This is a genomic window from Streptomyces sp. NPDC001502 (assembly GCF_042894785.1).
In the GTDB taxonomy this organism is placed as follows: Bacteria; Actinomycetota; Actinomycetes; order Streptomycetales; family Streptomycetaceae; genus Streptomyces; species Streptomyces kutzneri.
The window spans coordinates 18762-38774 of record NZ_JBIAVW010000040.1 but is presented as its reverse complement, the minus strand read 5'-3'; the positions used below and the strand labels follow the sequence as shown (position 1 = coordinate 38774).

Below are 20013 nucleotides of genomic sequence, written 5' to 3'. Positions count from 1 at the left end.
CGGCGGAAGGCTCCGGTGGAGGCGCTGATGCCGCTGAAGCTGGCCAAGATCGGTGTGCCGCTCGCGGAGACGACCGCGGAGGCGCTCGCGGCGACGGGTATCGAGCCGGCGGTGCTGCCGCCGGTGGAGCAGCAGGGCCAGCAGCAGCTTCAGCAGCAGGCCCAGCAGGCTCCGGCGCTGGCGGCCGCGCCCGGGCTCGTGCAGCAGGGCCAGCAGGCTCAGCAGGCCGCCCAGCAGATGCAGCAGATGCAGAACCCGGCCGGTGCACCCGTCGCGCCGGGCGTTCCGGGCGTTCCGGGCGCGCCGGGCGTTCCCGGGGCTGTCCAGCACACCGCGCCGCCCTTCGCGGTGGATCCGACGGCCATGCCGGCGGCCCACAACAGCGCCTGGTTCGCCGCGCCGCTTGCGCCGCAGGCTGCGTACGAGGGCGGCTACAACCCTCAGTACGTGGAGGGCCTGGAGCCGACCCCGGTCCTGCCCCCGATGGGTCCGGACGAGGAGCAGCCCGCGCAGCAGGAGCTCTCCATCCCGGCTCCGCGCCAGGAGGAGGCTCCGGCCGAGGGTCCCGAGACGCCTGACGAGGCCGAGTTCGCCGAGGCGGCGTACAAGGTGTTCTGCGCGCTGGTCGACGAGAAGCAGGACTACCCGTCGGCGGAGGCCCTCGACATACACCTGTCGGACGGTTACGGCGTGACCCACCCGCGCAGCGGTTCGCTGCTGCGCCGGATGATCCCGGCGTTCAAGCAGCGCTACCACAAGGACCGTGAGGCCGAGCACATCGCCTGACGGCCACGGACAGCGGGAAGGGCCCGCACCCCGAGGGGTGCGGGCCCTTCCACGTGCCGGGCCGGCCGGGCCGGCCGTGGTCGGCCGGGTCAGACGGCGAGCAGCTTGCGCACGCGGTCGGCGCCCACCGCCAGCAGCAGGGTGGGCAGGCGCGGTCCGGTCTCCCGGGTCACGAGGAGCCGGTAGAGCAGCGCGAAGAACGTGCGCTGCGCGACCTTGAGTTCGGGCGTCGGCTTGGCGTCGGCTTCGAGGCCGGCCATGACCTTCGGGACGCCGTAGACGAGCGTGGTCAGCCCGTCGAGGGACCAGTGCGAGTCCAGCCCGTCGAGGAGCAGTCGCAGCGACTCGCGGCCTTCGTCGTCCAGGGACGACAGCAGCTCGGTGTCGGCGTCCTCGCGTACGAGGGTGCGCTGGTCGGCCGGGACCTGGGTGGTGATCCAGTTCTCGGCGCGGTCCAGGCGCGGCCGTACCTCGTCGAGGGAGGTGAGCGGCTGCGTCGGGTCGAGGTCGGTCAGGATGCGCAGGGTCTGCTCGTCGTGGCCGGCGGTGATGTCGGCGACGGAGGCGAGCGTCCGGTACGGGAGCGGGCGCGGGGTGCGCGGCAGCTCGGCGGCAGCGGTGCGCACGGCGCGGGTGTGCGCGGCCGCGTCGGCGGGCAGCACGGAGCCGTCGGCGACCTTGGCCTCCAGCTTGTCCCACTCGTCGTAGAGCCGCTGGATCTCCTGGTCGAAGGCGATCTTGAAGGACTGGTTGGGGCGGCGGCGGGCGTAGAGCCAGCGCAGCAGCTGCGGCTCCATGATCTTCAGCGCGTCGGCGGGGGTGGGGACCCCGCCCTTGCTGGAGGACATCTTGGCCATGCCGCTGATGCCGACGAAGGCGTACATCGGTCCGATCGGCTGCTCGCCGCCGAAGATGTGCACGATCTGGCCGCCGACCTGGAAGGACGAGCCGGGCGAGGAGTGGTCGACGCCGGAGGGCTCGAAGATCACGCCTTCGTAGGCCCAGCGCATCGGCCAGTCGACCTTCCAGACCAGCTTGCCGCGGTTGAACTCGCTGAGCTTGACCGTCTCGGTGAACTCGTCCTCGGTGCAGACGTAGGTCATCTCGGTGGTCTCGTCGTCGTACGAGGTGACCTTGGTGAAGTCCTTGCCGCACTGGCCGCAGTACGGCTTGTACGGGAAGTACCCGCCCTCGCCGGTGCTGCCGTCGTCCTCGGCGGCTGCGCCGGAGCCCTCGGCGGCCTCCAGCTCGGCCTCGTCGACCTGCTTCTGCTGGGGCTTCTTGCCGCCCGGCTTCTGCTTGGTGCGGTACTGGTCGAGGACCGCGTCGATGTCGCCGCGGTGCTTCATCGCGAACAGCACCTGCTCGCGGTAGACGCCGTTCGTGTACTGCTCGGTCTGGCTGATCGGGTCGTATTCGACGCCCATCTCGGCCATTGCCTCGACGAAGGCGGCCTTGAAGTGCTCGGCCCAGTTCGGGTGCGCGGACCCGGCGGGGGCGGGCACGGAGGTCAGGGGGCGCCCGATGTGCTGGGCCCACGACTCGTCGATGCCGGGCACGCCCGCGGGCACCTTGCGGTACCGGTCGTAGTCGTCCCAGGAGATGAGGTGGCGGACCTCGATGCCCCGGCGGCGGATCTCGTCCGCGACCAGGTGCGGGGTCATGACCTCGCGGAGGTTGCCCAGGTGGATGGGGCCGGAGGGGGAGAGTCCGGACGCGACGACGACAGGTTTGCCGGGTGCTCGGCGCTCCGCCTCGGCGATGACCTCGTCCGCGAAACGGGAGACCCAGTCGGTCTCGGTGCTGCTCTGAGCCACGACACGTCCTTCTATCTCGAATGCTGGCTTCAGCCATTCTCCCAGACGGAACGGGTCGCTCTGAGGTTGCTTTTCCACCGGGAAACGGGTTGCCCCCTCATGGGATACTCGGCACTTGTCGGAACAACCAAGTGCACCCACCGGCACAACCTCACAGGAACGGCAGCTCATGGCCTCGGTCCCTTCCCTCGCTTCTTCCGTCAATCAGCGCGTCGCGGACGCCCTTGCCTCCGCCCTGCCGGAGGCCGGTGGCGCGGACCCGCTGCTGCGACGAAGCGACCGGGCCGACTTCCAGGCCAACGGCATCCTGGCGCTCGCGAAGAAGGCCAAGGCCAACCCGCGCGAGCTGGCGGCGACCGTGGTCGGGGGCATTGCGACCGGTGACCTGATCCAGGAGATCGAGGTCTCCGGCCCCGGCTTCCTCAACATCACCATCACCGACCGGGCGATCGTCGAGACCCTGGCCGCGCGGGCCGGCGACGACCGTCTGGGTGTGCCGCTCGCGGCGAACCCGGGCACCACGGTGATCGACTACGCGCAGCCGAACGTCGCCAAGGAGATGCACGTCGGCCACCTGCGGTCCGCCGTGATCGGCGCCGCGATGGTGGAGATCCTGGAGTTCACGGGCGAGAAGGTGATCCGCCGCCACCACATCGGCGACTGGGGCACCCAGTTCGGCATGCTCATCCAGTACCTGCTGGAGCACCCGCACGAGCTGGACCACAAGTCGGACGAGGAGGTGTCCGGCGAGGAGGCGATGTCCAACCTGAACCGTCTGTACAAGGCCTCGCGCGCGCTCTTCGATTCCGACGAGGAGTTCAAGACGCGGGCCCGGGCGCGGGTGGTCGACCTCCAGGCGGGCGACGCGCAGACCCTCGCCCTGTGGCAGCGGTTCGTCGACGAGTCGAAGATCTACTTCTACTCCGTCTTCAACAAGCTGGACATGGACATCCAGGACCCCGACGTGGTCGGCGAGTCCGGCTACAACGACATGCTGGTCGAGACCTGCAAGCTGCTGGAGGACTCGGGTGTCGCCGTCCGCTCCAACGGCGCGCTCTGCGTGTTCTTCGACGACGTCAAGGGCCCGGACGGCAACCCGACCCCGCTGATCGTGCAGAAGTCGGACGGCGGCTTCGGCTACGCCGCGACCGACCTCTCCGCGATCCGCGACCGGGTGGGCGTGCTGGACGCGTCGACCCTGATCTACGTGGTGGACGCGCGGCAGTCCCTGCACTTCAAGATGGTCTTCGAGACGGCGCGCCGGGCGGGCTGGCTGAATGACGAGGTCAAGGCCGTGCAGCTGGCCTTCGGCACGGTGCTCGGGAAGGACGGCAAGCCGTTCAAGACCCGTGAGGGCGAGACCGTCCGGCTCGTGGATCTGCTCGACGAGGCCGTGGAGCGGGCGACGGCCGTCGTGCGGGAGAAGGACAAGGACCGCGGCCTGCTCACCGAGCAGGAGATCGTCGAGAACGGCCTCCAGGTCGGCATCGGTGCGGTCAAGTACGCGGACCTCTCCACCTCGGCGGCGCGCGACTACAAGTTCGACCTGGACCAGATGGTGTCGCTGACCGGTGACACGTCCGTGTACCTCCAGTACGCGTACGCCCGTATCCAGTCGATCCTCCGCAAGTCCGGGGACGCGCGGCCCGCGGCCCGCGCGGAGCTGGCGCTCGCCCCGTCCGAGCGGGCACTGGGTCTGCACCTGGACCAGTTCGGCGAGCTGATCGCCGAGGCGGCATCGGAGCACGCCCCGCACAAGGTCGCGGCGTACCTCTACCAGCTGGCGTCGCTGTACACGACGTTCTACGCGGAGTGCCCGGTCCTCAAGGCCGACACCCCGGAGCAGGTCGAGAACCGCCTCTTCCTGTGCGACCTTTCGGCCCGCACGCTGAAGAAGGGCATGTCCCTCCTCGGCATCCGCACCCCCGAGAAGCTCTGACCTCGCTCGCTCGATCCGCACATCCCGCGCCAAATGTGTACGGCCCCGGCAGCTGCTGCCGGGGTCGTACGCATTTCGTGATCTCCGCGGCCACCACAATCCAGCCACCCCCACTAATCTGATCGTGTTCAAAACTTAGTGGGGGGACACCCGTGAAGAGCATCAAGCGCATGGCCGCCGTGGCCGCGGTGGCCGTGGCCGGCCCGACCATCCTGACCGCGACGCCCGCGATGGCCGCCGACCAGCCGGCCGTCATCGTCCCGGACGTGGCGCCGAAGGACGACGCCGCCGACGCCGGTACGCCGACCCCGGCCGTGCCGGACGCCCAGGTCCCGGCCCCGGCGCCGGTCCCCGTACCTGCGCCGGCCGTCCCGGACGCCCAGGCGCCCGCACCGCAGCCGGCGCCCGTCGCCGAGAAGGCGGCGAAGGACACCAAGAGCGACGAGGACACGCAGGGCGCCGAGTCCGACGGGATCCTCATGGGTCCCGAGGTCACGGTCGCGGGCATCCCGAAGGACGGCTTCAAGGCCGACGGCGGCTGGACTCCGCTGAAGGTGACGGTCGACAACTCCGGCCACATCGCCGTGCCGAACTACACGCCGAGCGTGACCGTCTACGAGGAGGACGGCAAGTTCAAGCCCTCGCAGATCAAGGTCGAGTGGAAGACCGCCGGGGGAACCTGGCAGGCCGCCAAGCTCGTGCAGAGCGAGGAGCTCGGCCCCGGCCTCCAGTACGGCTTCGGGACGGCCCCGTCCGTCACCAAGGACGCCGCCTACACGGTCGACGTGCGGATCTCCTTCGCCGCGGACAGCCCGGTGGTGCCCTTCGACCTGGCCTCGGACGGCAAGAGCCGCGTCGGGAACCACGTCAACCACTCGCCCGCCACCTGGTACAGCACCCGGATCGCCGGTGCGGTCGGCGGACCCGAGGACCCGTTCGTCGAAGGCCCCGCGCTGACGGTGAACGGCGTACCGGAGAGCATCAAGGCGGGCGGTGACTGGACGAACCTGTCCGTCCACGTCGACAACGCCGGGAAGCAGGCCCTGAAGGGGTTCAACGTCGGGCTGGTCATGGCCCGTCCCGACTGGGTCAAGATGAAGCCCTCCCAGATCAAGGTCGAGGTCCTGAGCAAGGACAAGAACGGCAAGGCCGGCTGGCACGACGCCGAGGTCTGGTCCGAGGAGGAGAGCGTCTTCTTCGGCATCGATCTCGCGGGCGGCCCGGTCGCGGCCGGCCAGAGCTTCGACGTCCAGGTCCGGATCCGCTTCGCCGCCGACGCGCCCCTCGGCGCCCTCAGCATCTTCTCCTGGGGCTCGTCCAACATCGGCCCGGACAGCCCGGAGCCGTGGGCGGACTCGCGTTCCAAGGCCCGTCTGACGAACATCGTCGCCGCCTCCCCGAACACGGGCGAGAACGGCAACCAGCCGAAGCCGAACGGCGGCACCAAGCCGATCACCGACACGACCGGCAACACGGGCACGACCGGCAACACCGGCACCACCGCCACCACCGGTGGCGAGCTCGCCGCCACCGGCAGCGACCCGGCCACCACCTGGGCCCTCGGCGGCGCCGGCGTGGCCCTCGCGATGGGCGCCGCCCTGGTCGCGGGCACCGGTCGCCGCCGCCGCACCACCGCCTGAGGCACCGCCCGCGCACCCGTACGGCCCGATCCGGGCCGTACGGGCCGGGTACGGGGACGGCCGGGCCGCCCCGTGGACCCGGACTCCCGGAGTGTCGGGGGACCGTACATATTTCGCAATCCTGTAGCCCTCTGCAAGCTTCTCCCGTCTCACTAACCTTGGCGCCTCCCAAGGGGTTTGGGGTGGCTCCGGTCTGATGTCCGGAGCCCGGGGAGGTATAGAGCATGCAGTTCAAGCGCATGGCCGTCGTGGCAGCAGCCGCGGTGGCCGGCCAGACGCTCCTGATGGCCGCACCGGCGGTGGCCGAGGAGCACCCGGCGGTGACCGTGCCGGACGCGGTACCAGCGGACACCGCCGAACCGGCGGAGGCAGCGCCGCAGGAGCAGGCCGGGGGCAAGGAACAGGAAAAGGCCGAGGACACCGGCCCGGAGCAGCCCGCCGCACAGGCCGTGGCCGCACCGGAGGCACCGGAGGCACCCGCCGTCCCGGCCGCGCCCGAGGCACAGCCACAGCCACAGCCGCAAACGCAGGGACAGCCTCAGCCGCAGACACAGGCGCTGCCCGAAGCCGTCGAGGACGAGCAGGACACCGGGTCCGACCGGATCCTGATGGGGCCCGAGGTCACGGTCCAGGGCATCCCCGCGGCCGGCTTCAAGGCCGACGGCAGCTGGACCCCGCTCACCGTGACCGTCGACAACTCGGGCCACGTCGCCGTGGCGGACTACACCCCGATGCTGGGCGTCTCGCAGGCCGCCGGGCAGTTCGGGCCCGCCCACATCAAGGTCGAATACCGCGCCGCGGGCGGGCCGTGGACGGCCGCCGCGCCGGTCCAGACCGCGGCCCCCACGCTGGGCTACGCCCTCGGCAGCGCCGCCGCGGTCCCCGTCGGCGAGGTCCGGACGATCGACGTGCGGATCGGTTTCGCCGCGGACACCCCCGTCGTCCCGTTCGACCTGACGGCGGACGGCACGGGCCGGGTCGGGACGGCCACCGGCAACTCCCCCACCTCCTCGTACGCGACCAGGATCGCCGGCGCGCCCGGTGGCGACGAGGACCCGCTGTTCACCGAAGGCCCCGCCCTGACGGTGAGCGGGGTCCCGGAATCGGTACGTGCGGGCGGCGACTGGACGGACCTCTCCGTCCGTGTGGACAACGCGGGGAAGGGCGAGCTGGCCGCCTTCGACCTGGGCCTGGTCCTGGCCCGGCCCGACTTCGTCTCCATGCAGGTCTCTCAGATCGCGGTCGAGGTCCTGCGGCCGGCCGCGGACGGACAGCCGGCGGCCTGGCAGTCCGTCGAGATCACCTCGGACGAGGACGGCTACTTCTTCGCGGGCGGCCTCGTGCGCGGCCCGATCGGCGCGGGTGCCGCCTTCGACGTCCCGGTCCGCGTCCGTTTCTCCGCCGACGCCCCGACCGGCTCGGTCTCCTTCTTCGGCTGGGGCACGTCCCAGGTCGACGCGGAAACACCCCCACCCTGGGCCGGCTCCCGCTCGAAGCGCCAACTCACCACCCTCCTGGCACCGGCCACCACCCCGGGCGGGGAGACCCCGGGCGGAGGCACCCCAGGCGGGGAAACCCCCGGAGGGGGCACTCCAGGCGGGGAGACCCCGGGCGGAGGCACCCCTGGAGGCGGCACCCCAGGCGGGGAGACCCCGGGCGGAGGCACTCCCGGCGGAGGCACCCCAGGCTCGGAGACCCCCGGCGGAGGCACCCCAGGAGGGGGCACCCCGGGCGCGGAGACCCCCGGCGGGGGAACCCCAGGCGCGGAAACTCCCGGCGGAGGCACCCCCGGAGGCGGCACCCCAGGCGGGGGCACTCCTGGAGGCGGCACCCCCGGCGGAGGCACTCCCGGCGGGGAGACTCCGGGCGGAGGAACCCCCGGAGGGGGCACCCCGGGCGAGGAGACCCCCGGCGGCGGTACTCCGGGGGGCGGCACACCCGGCGGAGGCACCCCCGGAGGCGGCACACCCGGCGGGGAGACCCCCGGCGGAGGCACACCCGGAGGCGGCACCCCGGGCGGAGGCACACCCGGCGGGGGCACACCCGGCGGGGGCACCCCGGGCAGCGGCACCCCGGGCGGAGGCACACCCGGCGGGGAGACCCCCGGAGGGGGCGCCCCGGGTGGTGCACCCGGTGGCAACCTGCCGCAGCCGAACGGCGGCACCGGCACCGGCACCGTCCCCACCAGCGGGAGCGCCACCGGCACCGTCCCGACCAGCGTCAGCGCCACCGCGCTCGCCGCCACCGGCGCCGACCCGGCCACCAGCTGGGCCCTGGGCGGGGCAGGGACGGCCTTGGCCCTGGGCGCCGCCCTGGTCGTCGGCACCGGCCGCCACCGCCGCCGCCACCGCACCGACTGACGCCCCGCCCACCCCGCCCCGTTTCACCCGTACGGCCCGATTCGGGCCGTACGGGCCGGGTAGGGGACGGCCCGTCCTTCCCCCCACCCACCACCGGAGGCCTCCGTGCCCGACATGAACGGCCCCTACAAGCCCGGCACTCCCTGCTGGATCGACCTGATGGTCCCCGACCAGCAGGCCGCCCTCGACTTCTACTGCGACCTGTTCGGCTGGCAGGGCGAGATCGGCCCGGCCGAGCAGGGCGGCTACTCCGTCTGCACCCTCAAGGGCCGGCCGGTCGCCGGCATCATGAAGGCGATGAACCCGGACGGCACCGTCCCGGACCCGATGCCGCCGACCGTGTGGACCACGTACCTGTCCACCGACTCCATCGACTCCACCCTCAAGACCGCCACCGACGCCCACGGCACCGTCATGATGGGCCCGATGGACGTCATGGACCTCGGGCGCATGGCCGTCGCCGCCGACCCGACCGGTGCCGTGTTCGGCCTGTGGCAGCCGGGCTCCTTCGACGGCGCCGGCATCGTCAACGAGCACGGCGCCCTCATCTGGAACGAGCTGAGCACCAGCGACGTCCCCGCCGCCGCCGCCTTCTACTCCGCCATCCTGCCGATCACCACGGCCGCCTCCCACATGCCCGGCGCCGAGGGCTACACGGAGTTCAAGGCCTCCGGTCGCGTGGTGGGCGGAATGATGAACCTGGACCAGTCGCCGCCCGGCACTCCGCCGAACTGGCTGCCGTACTTCCAGGTCGACAACGTCGACGACATCCAGGCCGCCGCCGTACGGGCCGGGGCCACCGTCCTCGCCCCCGCCTTCGACATGGTGGCGGGCCGCATGGCCGTCCTGGCCGACCCGCAGGGCGGACCCTTCGCGGTGATCACGTCGACGGTCACGGAGCAGCCCGCCTGACAAGACCTGGCGCACAGGGAATGTTCCCCCTGTGCGCCTCTTCCTTCTGCGGAAGGATCCCGGACGCGAATGCCCCCCGACTGATTTCGGCAGTCGGGGGGCATTCGCTCAATTACCGTCCACGCGGCATTCTCCGACCGGACCGCGGCCACGAGAATTCTGCACGCTCTGACCCGATCGGATCAGATGGTGTCATTGGAGTCGGCCGGCAGGTAGAAATTCCAGCTCCCCTGACCGTGGTGCTGCCCGTCCGGGGAGTTGCCCGAGGGGCAGGCTCCGTTGTCGGGGCGACCGTTCCACCACAGGGAGTAACAGTGGTTACAGAAGCGCCAGTTGTCCTGGAACGTGTTCACGCTGCTGGGGATGGTGGCCATGACAGCCTTCTTTCTGGAGTGGAGATGACGTGACCCCCTACGCGATGAGCCCGATATGGCGAACCTGCACATGGGATCGCGATCCGAACAAGGGAATACTACTCACCGAATACCAGGAATTCGGGCGTGTCACGCCGCCGTGTCGGCACTTTAGGTCACCTCACGCGCTATCATCCATAGAGAAACGAATCTCTTGACCGTGGGATTCATTTCCAATTATGAATTTCAGGAAAGATTATTCAGGGAAAAGCGTCATGGGCGTCCGATCCGGAACTCGCACCAGACGACCTTCCCCGGGGTTCGGGGAAGCGCCCCCCATTCGTCGGCGAGCGCGGCGACGAGGGCCAGGCCCCGGCCGTGCGGCCGGTCGCTGATCCGCGTCAGCCCGGGCCCGCCGTCGTGCACCTCGATGCGGACGGTCGCATCCTCGAAGCCGAACAGCCGCAGCAGGTAGCCGCGGCCGGGCGGGACGCCGTACCGCAGGGCGTTGGTGGCCAGCTCGCTCACGCAGAGCAACATCTCGTCGTGGCGCTCGGTCACCACCCACGCCCGCAAGGTGTCACGTGTGAACTGGCGCGCAGCTGCGACGGTTCGGGGTGAGCGCAGGTAGAGACGCTCGCGCATGAGCGCCGCCTGAATAGTTGGATTCACGGGACGATCGTCGCGTTGCGTGACTAGCGTGTGGCTGAGCGCCAACCCGTACTCCTTGATGAGTACGGGTCTGCACGGGGTATTCCGCTTGCACGGGTGGGGAGTTCGCTGTCATGCCACCGAGGAAACGAGTACGGCCGAACGCGACGACCATGAAGATGGTCGGCGCGATGGTGGCCGCAGCCCGCATCGCCAAGAACCTGACCCAGAAGCAGCTGGGAGAGCTGGTCCGCCTGGACGCGGAGACCATCGCGTCGATCGAGCAGGGCCGGCGCGCGCTGATGCCGAACGTCGCCGAGCTCATGGATCTGCACCTGGGGCTGCCGGGGCTGCTGACCGTGGCTGCGAACGAGATGCCCCTGATCGATACGATTCCGCCCTGGGCCGAGGAGTACATGGACCTCGAAAAGCGCGCTATCGCGCTGTCTTGGTACGAGTCCATTCGCATCCCTGGCCTGCTGCAGACCGAGAACCATGCGCGTGCGCTGTTCCGCAACCGTGTGCCGGCCCATCCCAAGGAGGAGGTCGAGGCTCTGACGGTGAGTCGCATCGCTCGGCACGAGATCCTGCACCGCGCGGTTCCGCCCAGTATCAGTTTCATCCTCTGGGAAGCTGCGTTCCAAGTCCGTATCGGCGGCAGCCAGATCTACCGGGAGCAGCTGCGCCATCTGCTCAGCTGCATGGAACTGCCCAACATCACTCTGCAGATCCTGCCCTTCGGCCAAACGACGCACGCTGGACTCAACGGGCCGTTCATTCTCCTGGAAACCCCGGACCACCAGCACCTCGGTTACGCCGAAACCCAGCGCGGCAGCCTGCTGATCTCTGACCCCGATGAAGTCAGCATCCTCGCGCGCAAGTATGCGATGCTGCGAACTCAGGCCCTCAACACCGAGCAGACGAAGGGCCTGTTGGGCCGCCTGCTAGGAGAGACATGAGTTCCACGACCGCACTGAAGTGGTTCAAGTCCAGCTACAGCGGCGATGAAGGCGACGCCTGCCTGGAAGTTGCCGTGGCCTGGTACAAGTCCTCGTACAGCGGCGGCGACGGCGACGCCTGCGTCGAGGTGGCCCCCGGCAGGGACACGGTCCACGTCCGGGACTCGAAGGTCCAGGACGGGCCGATCCTGGCTCTCGCCCCGGCGAGCTGGGCGGCGCTGACCGGCTGGCTTGCTCGATAGCCCACCCGGGACAAGATCTGCGAGGGGCAGGTGCCACTTGACGTACCCGACAGAGCTGACGGAAGCCTGCATCGATGACGCGAGCAACATACTCGTCGCGCCTTCGACGTTGCAGGACAACGACCTGACCAGGGACTTCTTCGGGTCCGTGATCACGCCGGAGGACCTCGCTTCCGGTACGCCCGACCTCGCACGGAAGACCGTCTATCTGTGTGGCGACGTATCCGGCATCAGCTGCCGCCAACTGGATGCGGCGGACCGGGTGTTCGTCGTCCGGGAGCTGTCGCGCGGTTACCGCGAGGACGTCGGCACACCCTGGACCCTCGTCGATGTCGGCCGTGTTCCGCTCCGGGTGCACGGCGCCGGCGTGTACTTCCGCCGCTTCTTCGACCTCGACGCCGATCACTTCGGACGGATCCGTGCGGAGCACGCCTTCCAGTCCCTGACGGAGTCCACCAAGCCCGGGACAGCCCATCGCAGCGGAATCTATCTGACGCCCGTCGAGCAGGACGGTGACGCACTGCATTTCCGTCTGCTCCGGTGCTCCACGAATCTCTCGGGGCCGACCGAGGGCTTTCGCGCGACCGACACCCGCATCGTCGAGGCTCTGAATCGCGAGGCCGCCACCGTCTTCCGGGGCCAGGCGCCGCTGAATCATGTCCTCGCGCAGATTTACCACAACACCCTTGCCACGGCCGAGCGCAAGCAGTCCAAGGCCAAGATATCGGCCCATGCCGACAAGACCAAGGACATGCCCGTCAATGGCGTCATGGCCTTCTGTACCTTCTATGACGGGCTCGAAAAGCTGCAGCCCCTGGCCGAAGACGCCTTCGACTACGGTGTGAAGCGTGCCAGTGGGCTGACCAGAATCCGCTTTCGCCTCAAGGAGCCGATCGGGGAACGCGACGGGGCCGCGCTCCCCCCGCAGTTCGCGCTGACGCTCTACCCCGGCTCCGTGTTCTTCATGCCGCTGTCCACCAACCGTCTGTATACCCACGAAATCCTGCCCTCGGCGTTGGGCGCCGAGACCCTCCCGACCCGCCTGGGATACGTGGTGCGCTGTTCGAGCGCCGAAGCCGTTCACAAGAACGGCCACACCTTCCTCAAAGCGGGCGGGGATGTGGTGAAGCTGGGGCCGCCCACACCGGAGGGCATGGACGAGCTGCGCAGGCTGTACGCCGAGGAGAACAGGACCTCGTCCTTCATCGACTACGGCGACGAGTTCCTCTTCAGCATGAACACGGGAGACTATGTTGCCCCCCGAGTCTAGGATCTCGGACGAGATCATCTCGCACTCGTTTCCGGCCAGGCAGGATCTCTTTGCGGAGCTGTCCACGTCGGCCCGTCTGGAATCCGCAGGAAAAGGCCGGCAAGGCGCCGTGCTCGCGAGGGTCGACGAGGCGGAGGGTGTGCCTCTCGTGCGCACCACCACTCAATACAGCAGCCCGACGCAGCGTTTCCGCGCGGTGCACGAACGGCTGGCGCAACAGATTCAAGAACATGCGGCGATCCCGGTCGGCTTCAACAACGCTCTCATCGAGAGCTACACGAATGCCTACAGGACCATGGGGAGCCATTCCGACCAAGCCCTGGATCTGGCCGACGAGTCGTTCATCGCCGTCTTCTCCTGCTACCGGCATCCCGAAGCGAGCCCGCCACGGAAGCTGGTATTCGAATCAAAGGGGTCCGGTGTCGACGCGTTCGAGATCCCTCTCACCCACAACAGTGTCGTCGCGTTCTCTGTCGACTCGAATCGACGGTTCAAGCACAAGATCGTGCTGGACACGCCCGTCCCGACGGCGGACAACCCATGGCTGGGCGTGACGTTCCGGACGTCGAAGACCTTCGTTCGGTTTCGTGACGGACAGGCGTACCTGCCGCAGGGCGCACGCCTCACATCGGCCGACGACGAACAGAGGCGCGAGTTCTACCGGCTACGGCGCCGCGAGAACGATGAAACGGACTTCATCTACCCCCCGCTGACGTACACCGTCAGCGAGAGCGATCTGCTGCCGCCCGTCTGACCTCAAGGGCGGCCGGCCGAAGCCGCCCCCGGCCGCCCCGCCGCCAGCGGCTCCAGGCCGTCCAGGATGCGGTCCAGGCCGAAGCGGAACTGGAAGTCCGGCTCGCCGGAGCCGCTGAACGCGTCCGAGTCCAGCAGCCGCGTCACCGCGGGGTGGCTGTCCGGTCCGGTCATGAGCCGCAGCGTGCGGACGTACTGGCCGAGCGCCTGTTCCGGGGCGACCCCGGACTTCACGATGGCGTCGATCATGTCGGCGGCCATCGTGGCCTCGTTCCGCACCAGGCCCCCGATCAGGATGATCGTCGAGAGCTTCTCGCTCTCCTTCAGGCCCGTGCCGGCCATCGACGCGAGGCCCCGGTTCATCCAGGCCAGCTGGTTCGGGGAGACCGGCGCGGCGGTGATCGGGATGCGCAGGATCCAGGAGTTGGCCATCAGGACGGCCCGCTGCGCGTAAGCCCAGTTCGTCAGCAGCTCGCGCCAGCCCCACCCCTCCGCCTCCGGCGGCAGCGGCGGCGGGGCGCCGACCCCCGCGTCCGACATGAGGACGTAGAGCTCCTCCTTGGCGGCGACGTACCGGTAGAGGGACATCGTCGAGACGCCCAGTTCCTTGGCCACCCGGCCCATGGAGACCGCGTCCATGCCCTCACCAGCGGCGAGCGCCACCGCCGCCTCCACGATCCTCGGCAGCGTGAGCGTGGGGCGCGGCCCCTTGCCGGGGCGTTCGCGCAGACCCCAGGCCATTTCCAGGCTGGCCGGGAGCCCGGTCCCGCTGTCCTCGTCCGCCATGACCGCCCACTCCTCGATTGACCCCCATCCTAGTTCTGTGTATTACTTACACAGAAGAGCGTAAGGCATACGCAGAAGCTGGGAAGGGAGCACCACCCCCCATGACCACGCACGCCTCCGGCGACCTCGGCATCCACGCCACCGGCCTGACCAAGTCCTACGGAGACCTCCGCGTCCTCGACGGCATCGACCTCGCCGTCCCGCGCGGCAGCGTCCTCGCCCTCCTCGGCCCCAACGGCGCCGGCAAGACCACCACCGTCCGGATCCTCGCCACCCTCACCGCCGCCGACTCCGGCACCGTCCGCGTCGCCGGGCACGACACGGCCACCGCACGCTCCCGGGTCCGCGAACTCATAGCCCTCACCGGCCAGTTCGCCGCCGTCGACGAGCTCCTGACCGGCACCGAGACCCTGCGCATGATGGGACGGCTCGCCGGACTCTCCCCGCGCGCCGCCCGCACCCGTGCCGACGAGCTCCTTGCCCGGTTCGGCCTCACCGAAGCGGCCGGCCGCACCGCGAAGACGTACTCCGGCGGCATGCGCCGCCGCCTCGACCTCGCCGCCAGCCTGGTCTCCCGCCCGGAGGTGATCTTCCTGGACGAGCCGACCAACGGCCTCGACCCGCGCAGCCGCCAGGAGCTCTGGGAACTCGTACGAGAACTGCGCGCCGACGGCACCACCGTGCTGCTCACCACCCAGTACCTGGAGGAGGCCGACCGGCTCGCCGACCGCGTCGCCGTCCTCGCCGACGGTCGCATCGCCGCCGAGGGCACCCCGGCCGAGCTGAAGGCCCGGGTCGCGGGCCACCGGCTCGACCTGACCCTCACCACCGCCGCCGCCTACGAGGCCCTCGCCGCGCGCGCCGTCCACCTCGCCCCCGACGAGCTCACCCTCGGCCTGCCCACCGACGGCACCGCCGCCCACGTCCGGGCCCTGCTCGACGAACTCGACCCGCACCGCACCGACATCGGCCGCTTCGCCCTGCGCAGCGCCACCCTCGACGACGTCTTTCTCGCCCTGACGGGAGCCACCCGATGACCGCCACGCCCGTGCGCGCCTTCGCCCTGGCCGGCCGCAGCCTGCGGATCAGCAGCCGGCGGCCCGACGCGCTGATCGCCGCCCTGATGCTGCCCGTCATGCTGATGCTGATCTTCGTCTACTTCTTCGGCGGGGCCATCGACACCGGCACGGCGTACGTGACGTACGTGGTGCCCGGCGCCATGCTCCTCTGCGCGGGCTTCGGCGCGGCCTCCACCGCCGTCAGCGTCACCGAGGACATGACGAACGGCGTCATCGACCGCTTCCGCTCCCTCGATGTCGGCGGCATCCCGATCCTCGCCGGGCACGTCGCGGCCTCGGTGGTGCGCAACCTGATCTCCACCGCCCTGGTCCTCGCCGTAGCCCTCGCGATCGGCTTCCGCCCGCAGGCGGGCCCGGCCGCCTTCCTCGCCGCGGCCGGCCTGCTGCTGACGTACATCACGGCGATCTCGTGGCTGGCCGCCGCGCTCGGGCTGCTCGCCAGGACGCCGGAGGCCGCGGGCGGCTTCACCTTCCTGATGATGTTCCTGCCGTACCCGTCCAGCGCCTTCGTCCCCATCGACACCATGCCCAGCTGGCTCCACGGCTTCGCCGACCACCAGCCGCTGACCCCCGTGATCGAATCCCTGCGCGCACTGCTCCTGGCGCAGCCCGCGGGACATGCCCCCTGGGTGGCCCTGACCTGGTGCGCCGGCATCACGGCCGTGGCCATGACCCTGGCGGCGGTCCTCTTCCGCGGCAGAACCCGCTGACGGGCTCCGGTCGGAGCCCCTCAGCGGGCCTGTGAGCCTGCCGCTCAGCTGTTGAGCGGGTAGGAGTGGCGGCCCGTGGCCTCATCGATCTCGGCGTGGGCCTTCTGCAACATCTGCGACGCGAGATCCATGAGCGCGCGAGCGCCCGCGATCTCTTCCCCGACCCTCAGCTGCTCCGGGTCGGAGGGATGACGCAAGGCATAGCCCCGCGCCTTGATCTCGGAGCCGTCCCCGAGTCTTACCAGGGCCGCCGCACTGGTGCGGTGGCCCTCCTCGGTGAATTCGAGCTCCACATGCCACCCGACGAGCGTGGCCATGGTGCATCACCTCCAGGGGGTCACCCTTCCCTCCAGGGTGCGCCTGAGGGGAGAGGAGCGCGAGCGGGGCTTCGGGGGGCGGGAGCCGCGGCTCGGACGGCATCGGGGATGCCCAGGGAGATCCCCGTCGGAGGCGTCCGGCGCCCGTACTCGCCCCTGAGGCCCCTGACAAGTCCCGAGTCTTCGGAACCTGACCTGGCTTTGCCGGTGGGGCCTACTTGAAGTGCGGGCCAACGGGAAAAGAACGAGGCCGAGAATTCCTCTTCTCTCACCGGACCGCATCATTCGCCCCGGTTTTCCGGGCACACCGATGAATTTATCCAGCATAGGAGAATGCCATGACCAGCATCGTTTCGACCCACGACAGCGACCGTGCTAAGCGCCGGGGCTTCCGCCTTGCAACGGTCGTCGCCGCGGCCGCTGTGATCGCCGGAGGAGTCATCCTTCCGGCATCCGCCGCGACGGCGTCCACAGGGTCCGTCTCGCACGTGGAGGTCGTCGGCAAGAAGCACTTCTGCAAGAAGCACCCCCACCATCCCAAGTGCGTCAAGCACACCGGCACGAACAAGGGCGGCGACGGCAACGGCGGTAACGCCACCGGACCCGGCAACAACACGGGCGGCACCGGCAACGGCGGCGACGCTTCCGGCCCGGGCAACAACACCGGCGGCACCGGCAACGGCGGCGACGCAACCGGTACCGGCACTGGCACCGGCACCAACCAGGGCGGCGAGGGTAACGGTGGCGACGCGACCGGACCCGGCAACAACACGGGCGGCACCGGCAACGGCGGCGACGCTTCCGGCCCCGGCGACAACACGGGTGGCACCGGCAACGGCGGCGACGCGACGGGTACCGGCACCAACCAGGGCGGCGAGGGTAACGGCGGCGACGCGACCGGGCCGGGCAACAACACCGGTGGCACGGGCAACGGCGGCGACGCTTCCGGCCCGGGCAACAACACGGGTGGCACCGGCAACGGCGGCGACGCTTCCGGCCCGGGCAACAACACCGGCGGCGACGGCAACGGCGGTGACGCGACTGGTGAATAGGAGCTGACGACCAGACAGCGACGAGTCAGTACGCGATCCGGCTGGGTGGTGGACACGCCGCCCAGCCGAGCCGCAGACCATCGAATTCAGATCCGCCCCTGTAAACAACAAGACTTTTCGTTCTCGAATACCGGGAGCGTGCGGAAAAGGAATGGAAACTGTCATGACGAGTAGTCCGCGGAAGAGCAGCCTGGTTGTAGCAGCAGCCTCTGTCCTCCTCAGTGCCGGTGTGCTGATCCCAGCGGGTGCGGCGGTTGCAGCCCCGACGATTCAGGTCGTCGGTGGCGACCACAGCGGGCACGACGGCGACCGCGACCACGGACGGCATGACGGCCACAAGAAGCGCGACGGTCACAAGAAGCACGGCGACCACAAGAAGCACGGCCACGACGACTACTGCGCTCCCGGCAACGGCGGTAACGGCAACGGTGGTGACGGGACCGGCGGCGACGCCCAGGTCTGTACGGCTCCGGGCGGTACCGGCACCGGCGGCACCGGACGCGGCGGAAGGGGCCGCTGCGGTGGCCGCAACGGCAACGGCACCAACGGCACTGGGACCAACGGCAACGACGGCCCGCCCTGCCCCGACAAGCCGGCGCCGGAAGTCCCCAAGGACGACACGAGCCCCCCGTCCGTCCCCGAGGCACCGGCCCCGCCGCCGCCCGTGGAAGAGGTCCCGTCCGTTCCCGAGGCGCCGGCCCCCGCGGAGGAGCCCCCGTCCGTACCTGAGGCACCGGCCCCGGTGGAAGAGGCCCCGCCCGCTCCTGAAGCTCCGGCCCCGCCCCCGGACATCATCGTCCGCTGATCGCTTGCCCCACCGCCTTGCGGTGGGGCAAAGCTCGTTCCCCGAACAGGCGCCGGACGCCTCCGACGAGAAGCACCCAAGGTGGTGGGCGGCCTCTGTCCGGCCCAGGACGGCCTGGAGACGCTGAGAGGTGAGGAGCGCGTAGCGATCGGATGCGCTTGCCCCGACCCGGCGACCGGTCCGAATGGGCCCCGCCTCGGGACCGAGCCCCGCGCCCGACCAGGTCGCGGATCTCTGATGTCCCGTCCTGATCCTTGAACACCCGGCCCGTTCCTTTGGGGGTTTCCCGGCGGTCTTCGTATGTCCGGGGCGGGACGGTCGGTCAAGGGTGGCCGAAGGCCATCGCGAAGCGACGCGAGGAACGAGCGCCCTTGAGGGACCGGCCCGAACCGGAGAGACGAAGACCGCCGGGAAACCCCCATACGCCTCTCCGATGCCGCCCGAGCGGCTCCCGCCCGCCCCGAAGCCCAGCCCCGCCCCGCCCCAGCCCCCCTCAGCGCGTCTCAGCGCATCTCAGCCCCCTCAGCCCCCCTCAGCGCGTCTCGCGCAGCCAGCCCGCGACCTCGGTCGCCCAGTACGTGAGGATCGTGTCGGCACCCGCCCGCTTGATGCCGAGCAGGGTCTCCAGGATGGCGCGGTCGCGCTCGATCCAGCCCTTCTCCGCCGCCGCCTCGACCATCGCGAACTCGCCGCTGATCTGGTACGCCGCCACCGGAACGTCCACCGACTGCGCGACCCGGTACAGGATGTCGAGGTAGGGACCGGCCGGCTTGACCATCACCATGTCCGCACCCTCCTCCAGGTCGAGGGCGAGCTCCCGCAGGGACTCCCGGGCGTTCGCCGGGTCCTGCTGGTACGTCTTGCGGTCGCCCTGCAGCGAGGAGGCGACGGCCTCGCGGAAGGGACCGTAGAAGGCGGACGTGTACTTCGCCGTGTACGCGAGGATCGAGACGTCCTCGTGCCCGGTCTCGTCCAGCGCGTCACGGATGACGCCGACCTGCCCGTCCATCATCCCGCTCGGCCCGACCACGTGGACGCCCGCGTCCGCCTGGACCTGCGCCATCTCGGCGTAGCGCTCCAGCGTCGCGTCGTTGTCGACGCGCCCGTGCTCGTCCAGCACACCGCAGTGGCCGTGGTCGGTGTACTCGTCCAGGCACAGGTCCGACATGATGACGAGGTCGTCGCCGACCTCCGCCTTCACGTCGCGGATCGCGACCTGCAGGATCCCGTCCGGCTCGGTGCCCGCCGTGCCCAGCGCGTCCTTGTTCTCGTCGGCCGGGACACCGAACAGCATGATCCCGGCGACCCCCGCCTCGACCGCCTCGACGGCGGCCTTCCGCAGCGTGTCCCGGGTGTGCTGCACGACGCCGGGCATCGCGGAGATCGCCAGGGGTTCGCTGATGCCCTCCCGGACGAAGGCCGGGAGGATCAGGTCCGAGGGGTGCAGCCGGTTCTCCGCGACCATCCGCCGCATCGCCGGGGTGGTGCGCAGCCGGCGGGGCCGCGAACCGGGGAAGGATCCGTACGCACTCATCTTCAGTCGCCTCTTCGAGCATCGACAGCAGTCCGCACAAGGGTAGAG

At 70.1% G+C, this 20013-nt stretch carries 18 protein-coding genes and 1 pseudogene; 13 read left to right on the top strand and 6 right to left on the bottom strand.

Translation table 11 applies throughout. From position 1 onward, the window contains the following. A pseudogene (locus tag ACFY0D_RS38940) lies at positions 1-786 on the top strand (hypothetical protein); the annotation flags it as partial. Positions 787-875: 89 nt separating this feature from the next. Here the strand turns inward: ACFY0D_RS38940 and lysS are convergent. After that, positions 876-2603 (bottom strand): lysine--tRNA ligase, encoded by a 1728-nt coding sequence (gene lysS, locus ACFY0D_RS38935; protein ID WP_390802601.1) that lies wholly within the window; start codon positions 2601-2603, stop codon positions 876-878. A gap of 169 nt (positions 2604-2772) precedes the next feature. Between lysS and argS the strand changes: the two genes are divergently transcribed. The 4 genes from argS to ACFY0D_RS38915 all read left to right on the top strand — a co-directional run bounded on the left by argS (position 2773) and on the right by ACFY0D_RS38915 (position 9454). After that, positions 2773-4542, top strand: a complete 1770-nt coding sequence (gene argS / locus ACFY0D_RS38930) for an arginine--tRNA ligase (RefSeq protein WP_390802600.1) — start codon at positions 2773-2775, stop codon at positions 4540-4542. A gap of 152 nt (positions 4543-4694) precedes the next feature. Next, the gene (locus ACFY0D_RS38925) at positions 4695-6182 is read left to right on the top strand and encodes a hypothetical protein (protein WP_390802599.1); all 1488 of its coding nucleotides are present in this window, start codon (positions 4695-4697) and stop codon (positions 6180-6182) included. A 224-nt stretch (positions 6183-6406) separates the two neighbouring features. Next, complete coding sequence (locus ACFY0D_RS38920) at positions 6407-8542, top strand: hypothetical protein (protein ID WP_390802598.1); 2136 nt, start codon at positions 6407-6409, stop codon at positions 8540-8542. A gap of 114 nt (positions 8543-8656) precedes the next feature. Further along, complete coding sequence (locus ACFY0D_RS38915) at positions 8657-9454, top strand: VOC family protein (RefSeq protein ID WP_390802604.1); 798 nt, start codon at positions 8657-8659, stop codon at positions 9452-9454. Between the two features lie 182 nt (positions 9455-9636). On the opposite strand, the gene ACFY0D_RS38910 is transcribed toward ACFY0D_RS38915, so the two are convergent. Beyond that, a complete protein-coding gene (locus ACFY0D_RS38910) occupies positions 9637-9828 on the bottom strand; it encodes a hypothetical protein (protein ID WP_390802597.1) in 192 nt (63 codons plus the stop codon). Between the two features lie 252 nt (positions 9829-10080). Next, entirely contained in the window at positions 10081-10479 is a 399-nt protein-coding gene (locus ACFY0D_RS38905; RefSeq protein ID WP_390802596.1) for an ATP-binding protein, read from the bottom strand. 152 nt (positions 10480-10631) lie between these two features. Between ACFY0D_RS38905 and ACFY0D_RS38900 the strand changes: the two genes are divergently transcribed. The 4 genes from ACFY0D_RS38900 to ACFY0D_RS38885 are packed head-to-tail and all read left to right on the top strand — an operon-like array spanning position 10632 to position 13683. Next, the gene (locus tag ACFY0D_RS38900) at positions 10632-11417 is read left to right on the top strand and encodes a helix-turn-helix domain-containing protein (RefSeq protein ID WP_390802595.1); all 786 of its coding nucleotides are present in this window, start codon (positions 10632-10634) and stop codon (positions 11415-11417) included. After that, positions 11414-11659: a DUF397 domain-containing protein gene (locus tag ACFY0D_RS38895; protein WP_390802594.1), complete on the top strand. Its 246-nt coding sequence runs from the start codon at positions 11414-11416 to the stop codon at positions 11657-11659. Before ACFY0D_RS38900 ends, ACFY0D_RS38895 begins: the two co-directional genes overlap by 4 nt. Positions 11660-11696: 37 nt before the next feature. Then, on the top strand, positions 11697-12929 hold the full coding sequence (locus tag ACFY0D_RS38890) for a hypothetical protein (protein ID WP_390802593.1): 1233 nt from the start codon (positions 11697-11699) through the stop codon (positions 12927-12929). Next, positions 12913-13683, top strand: coding sequence for an alpha-ketoglutarate-dependent dioxygenase AlkB (locus tag ACFY0D_RS38885; RefSeq protein WP_390802603.1), 771 nt, complete (start codon positions 12913-12915; stop codon positions 13681-13683). The genes ACFY0D_RS38890 and ACFY0D_RS38885 overlap by 17 nt, the downstream gene beginning before the upstream one ends. Positions 13684-13685: 2 nt before the next feature. Here ACFY0D_RS38885 and ACFY0D_RS38880 read toward each other — a convergent pair whose 3' ends face one another. Beyond that, positions 13686-14468 carry a TetR/AcrR family transcriptional regulator gene (locus ACFY0D_RS38880; protein ID WP_390802592.1) on the bottom strand — a complete coding sequence of 261 codons (783 nt, stop codon included), beginning with the start codon at positions 14466-14468 and terminating at the stop codon, positions 13686-13688. Between the two features lie 101 nt (positions 14469-14569). On the opposite strand from ACFY0D_RS38880, the gene ACFY0D_RS38875 reads away from it, so the two are divergent. Next, the gene (locus ACFY0D_RS38875) at positions 14570-15505 is read left to right on the top strand and encodes an ATP-binding cassette domain-containing protein (protein ID WP_390802591.1); all 936 of its coding nucleotides are present in this window, start codon (positions 14570-14572) and stop codon (positions 15503-15505) included. Beyond that, positions 15502-16257 (top strand): ABC transporter permease, encoded by a 756-nt coding sequence (locus tag ACFY0D_RS38870; RefSeq protein ID WP_390802590.1) that lies wholly within the window; start codon positions 15502-15504, stop codon positions 16255-16257. The genes ACFY0D_RS38875 and ACFY0D_RS38870 overlap by 4 nt, the downstream gene beginning before the upstream one ends. A gap of 44 nt (positions 16258-16301) precedes the next feature. Here the strand turns inward: ACFY0D_RS38870 and ACFY0D_RS38865 are convergent, their stop codons facing one another. Beyond that, positions 16302-16574: a DUF1876 domain-containing protein gene (locus ACFY0D_RS38865; RefSeq protein ID WP_030722627.1), complete on the bottom strand. Its 273-nt coding sequence runs from the start codon at positions 16572-16574 to the stop codon at positions 16302-16304. 338 nt (positions 16575-16912) lie between these two features. On the opposite strand from ACFY0D_RS38865, the gene ACFY0D_RS38860 reads away from it, so the two are divergent. Together ACFY0D_RS38860 and ACFY0D_RS38855 are read left to right on the top strand one after the other, a co-directional pair. Further along, on the top strand, positions 16913-17626 hold the full coding sequence (locus ACFY0D_RS38860; RefSeq protein WP_390802589.1) for a hypothetical protein: 714 nt from the start codon (positions 16913-16915) through the stop codon (positions 17624-17626). A gap of 229 nt (positions 17627-17855) precedes the next feature. Continuing rightward, the gene (locus ACFY0D_RS38855; protein WP_390802588.1) at positions 17856-18431 is read left to right on the top strand and encodes a hypothetical protein; all 576 of its coding nucleotides are present in this window, start codon (positions 17856-17858) and stop codon (positions 18429-18431) included. 532 nt (positions 18432-18963) lie between these two features. Here the strand turns inward: ACFY0D_RS38855 and hemB are convergent. After that, entirely contained in the window at positions 18964-19965 is a 1002-nt protein-coding gene (hemB, locus tag ACFY0D_RS38850) for a porphobilinogen synthase (protein ID WP_390802587.1), read from the bottom strand. Positions 19966-20013: the final 48 nt, after the last annotated feature.

Coding starts and splice junctions, on each gene's coding strand:
- ACFY0D_RS38895 (WP_390802594.1), top strand. CDS start 11,414: ATGAGTTCCACGACCGCACTGAAGTGGTTCAAGTCCAGCTACAGCGGC.
- argS (WP_390802600.1), top strand. CDS start 2,773: ATGGCCTCGGTCCCTTCCCTCGCTTCTTCCGTCAATCAGCGCGTCGCG.
- hemB (WP_390802587.1), bottom strand. CDS start 19,965: ATGAGTGCGTACGGATCCTTCCCCGGTTCGCGGCCCCGCCGGCTGCGC.
- ACFY0D_RS38880 (WP_390802592.1), bottom strand. CDS start 14,468: ATGGCGGACGAGGACAGCGGGACCGGGCTCCCGGCCAGCCTGGAAATG.
- ACFY0D_RS38900 (WP_390802595.1), top strand. CDS start 10,632: ATGAAGATGGTCGGCGCGATGGTGGCCGCAGCCCGCATCGCCAAGAAC.
- ACFY0D_RS38875 (WP_390802591.1), top strand. CDS start 14,570: ATGACCACGCACGCCTCCGGCGACCTCGGCATCCACGCCACCGGCCTG.
- ACFY0D_RS38865 (WP_030722627.1), bottom strand. CDS start 16,574: ATGGCCACGCTCGTCGGGTGGCATGTGGAGCTCGAATTCACCGAGGAG.
- ACFY0D_RS38870 (WP_390802590.1), top strand. CDS start 15,502: ATGACCGCCACGCCCGTGCGCGCCTTCGCCCTGGCCGGCCGCAGCCTG.
- ACFY0D_RS38910 (WP_390802597.1), bottom strand. CDS start 9,828: ATGGCCACCATCCCCAGCAGCGTGAACACGTTCCAGGACAACTGGCGC.
- ACFY0D_RS38860 (WP_390802589.1), top strand. CDS start 16,913: ATGACCAGCATCGTTTCGACCCACGACAGCGACCGTGCTAAGCGCCGG.
- ACFY0D_RS38915 (WP_390802604.1), top strand. CDS start 8,657: ATGAACGGCCCCTACAAGCCCGGCACTCCCTGCTGGATCGACCTGATG.
- ACFY0D_RS38920 (WP_390802598.1), top strand. CDS start 6,407: ATGCAGTTCAAGCGCATGGCCGTCGTGGCAGCAGCCGCGGTGGCCGGC.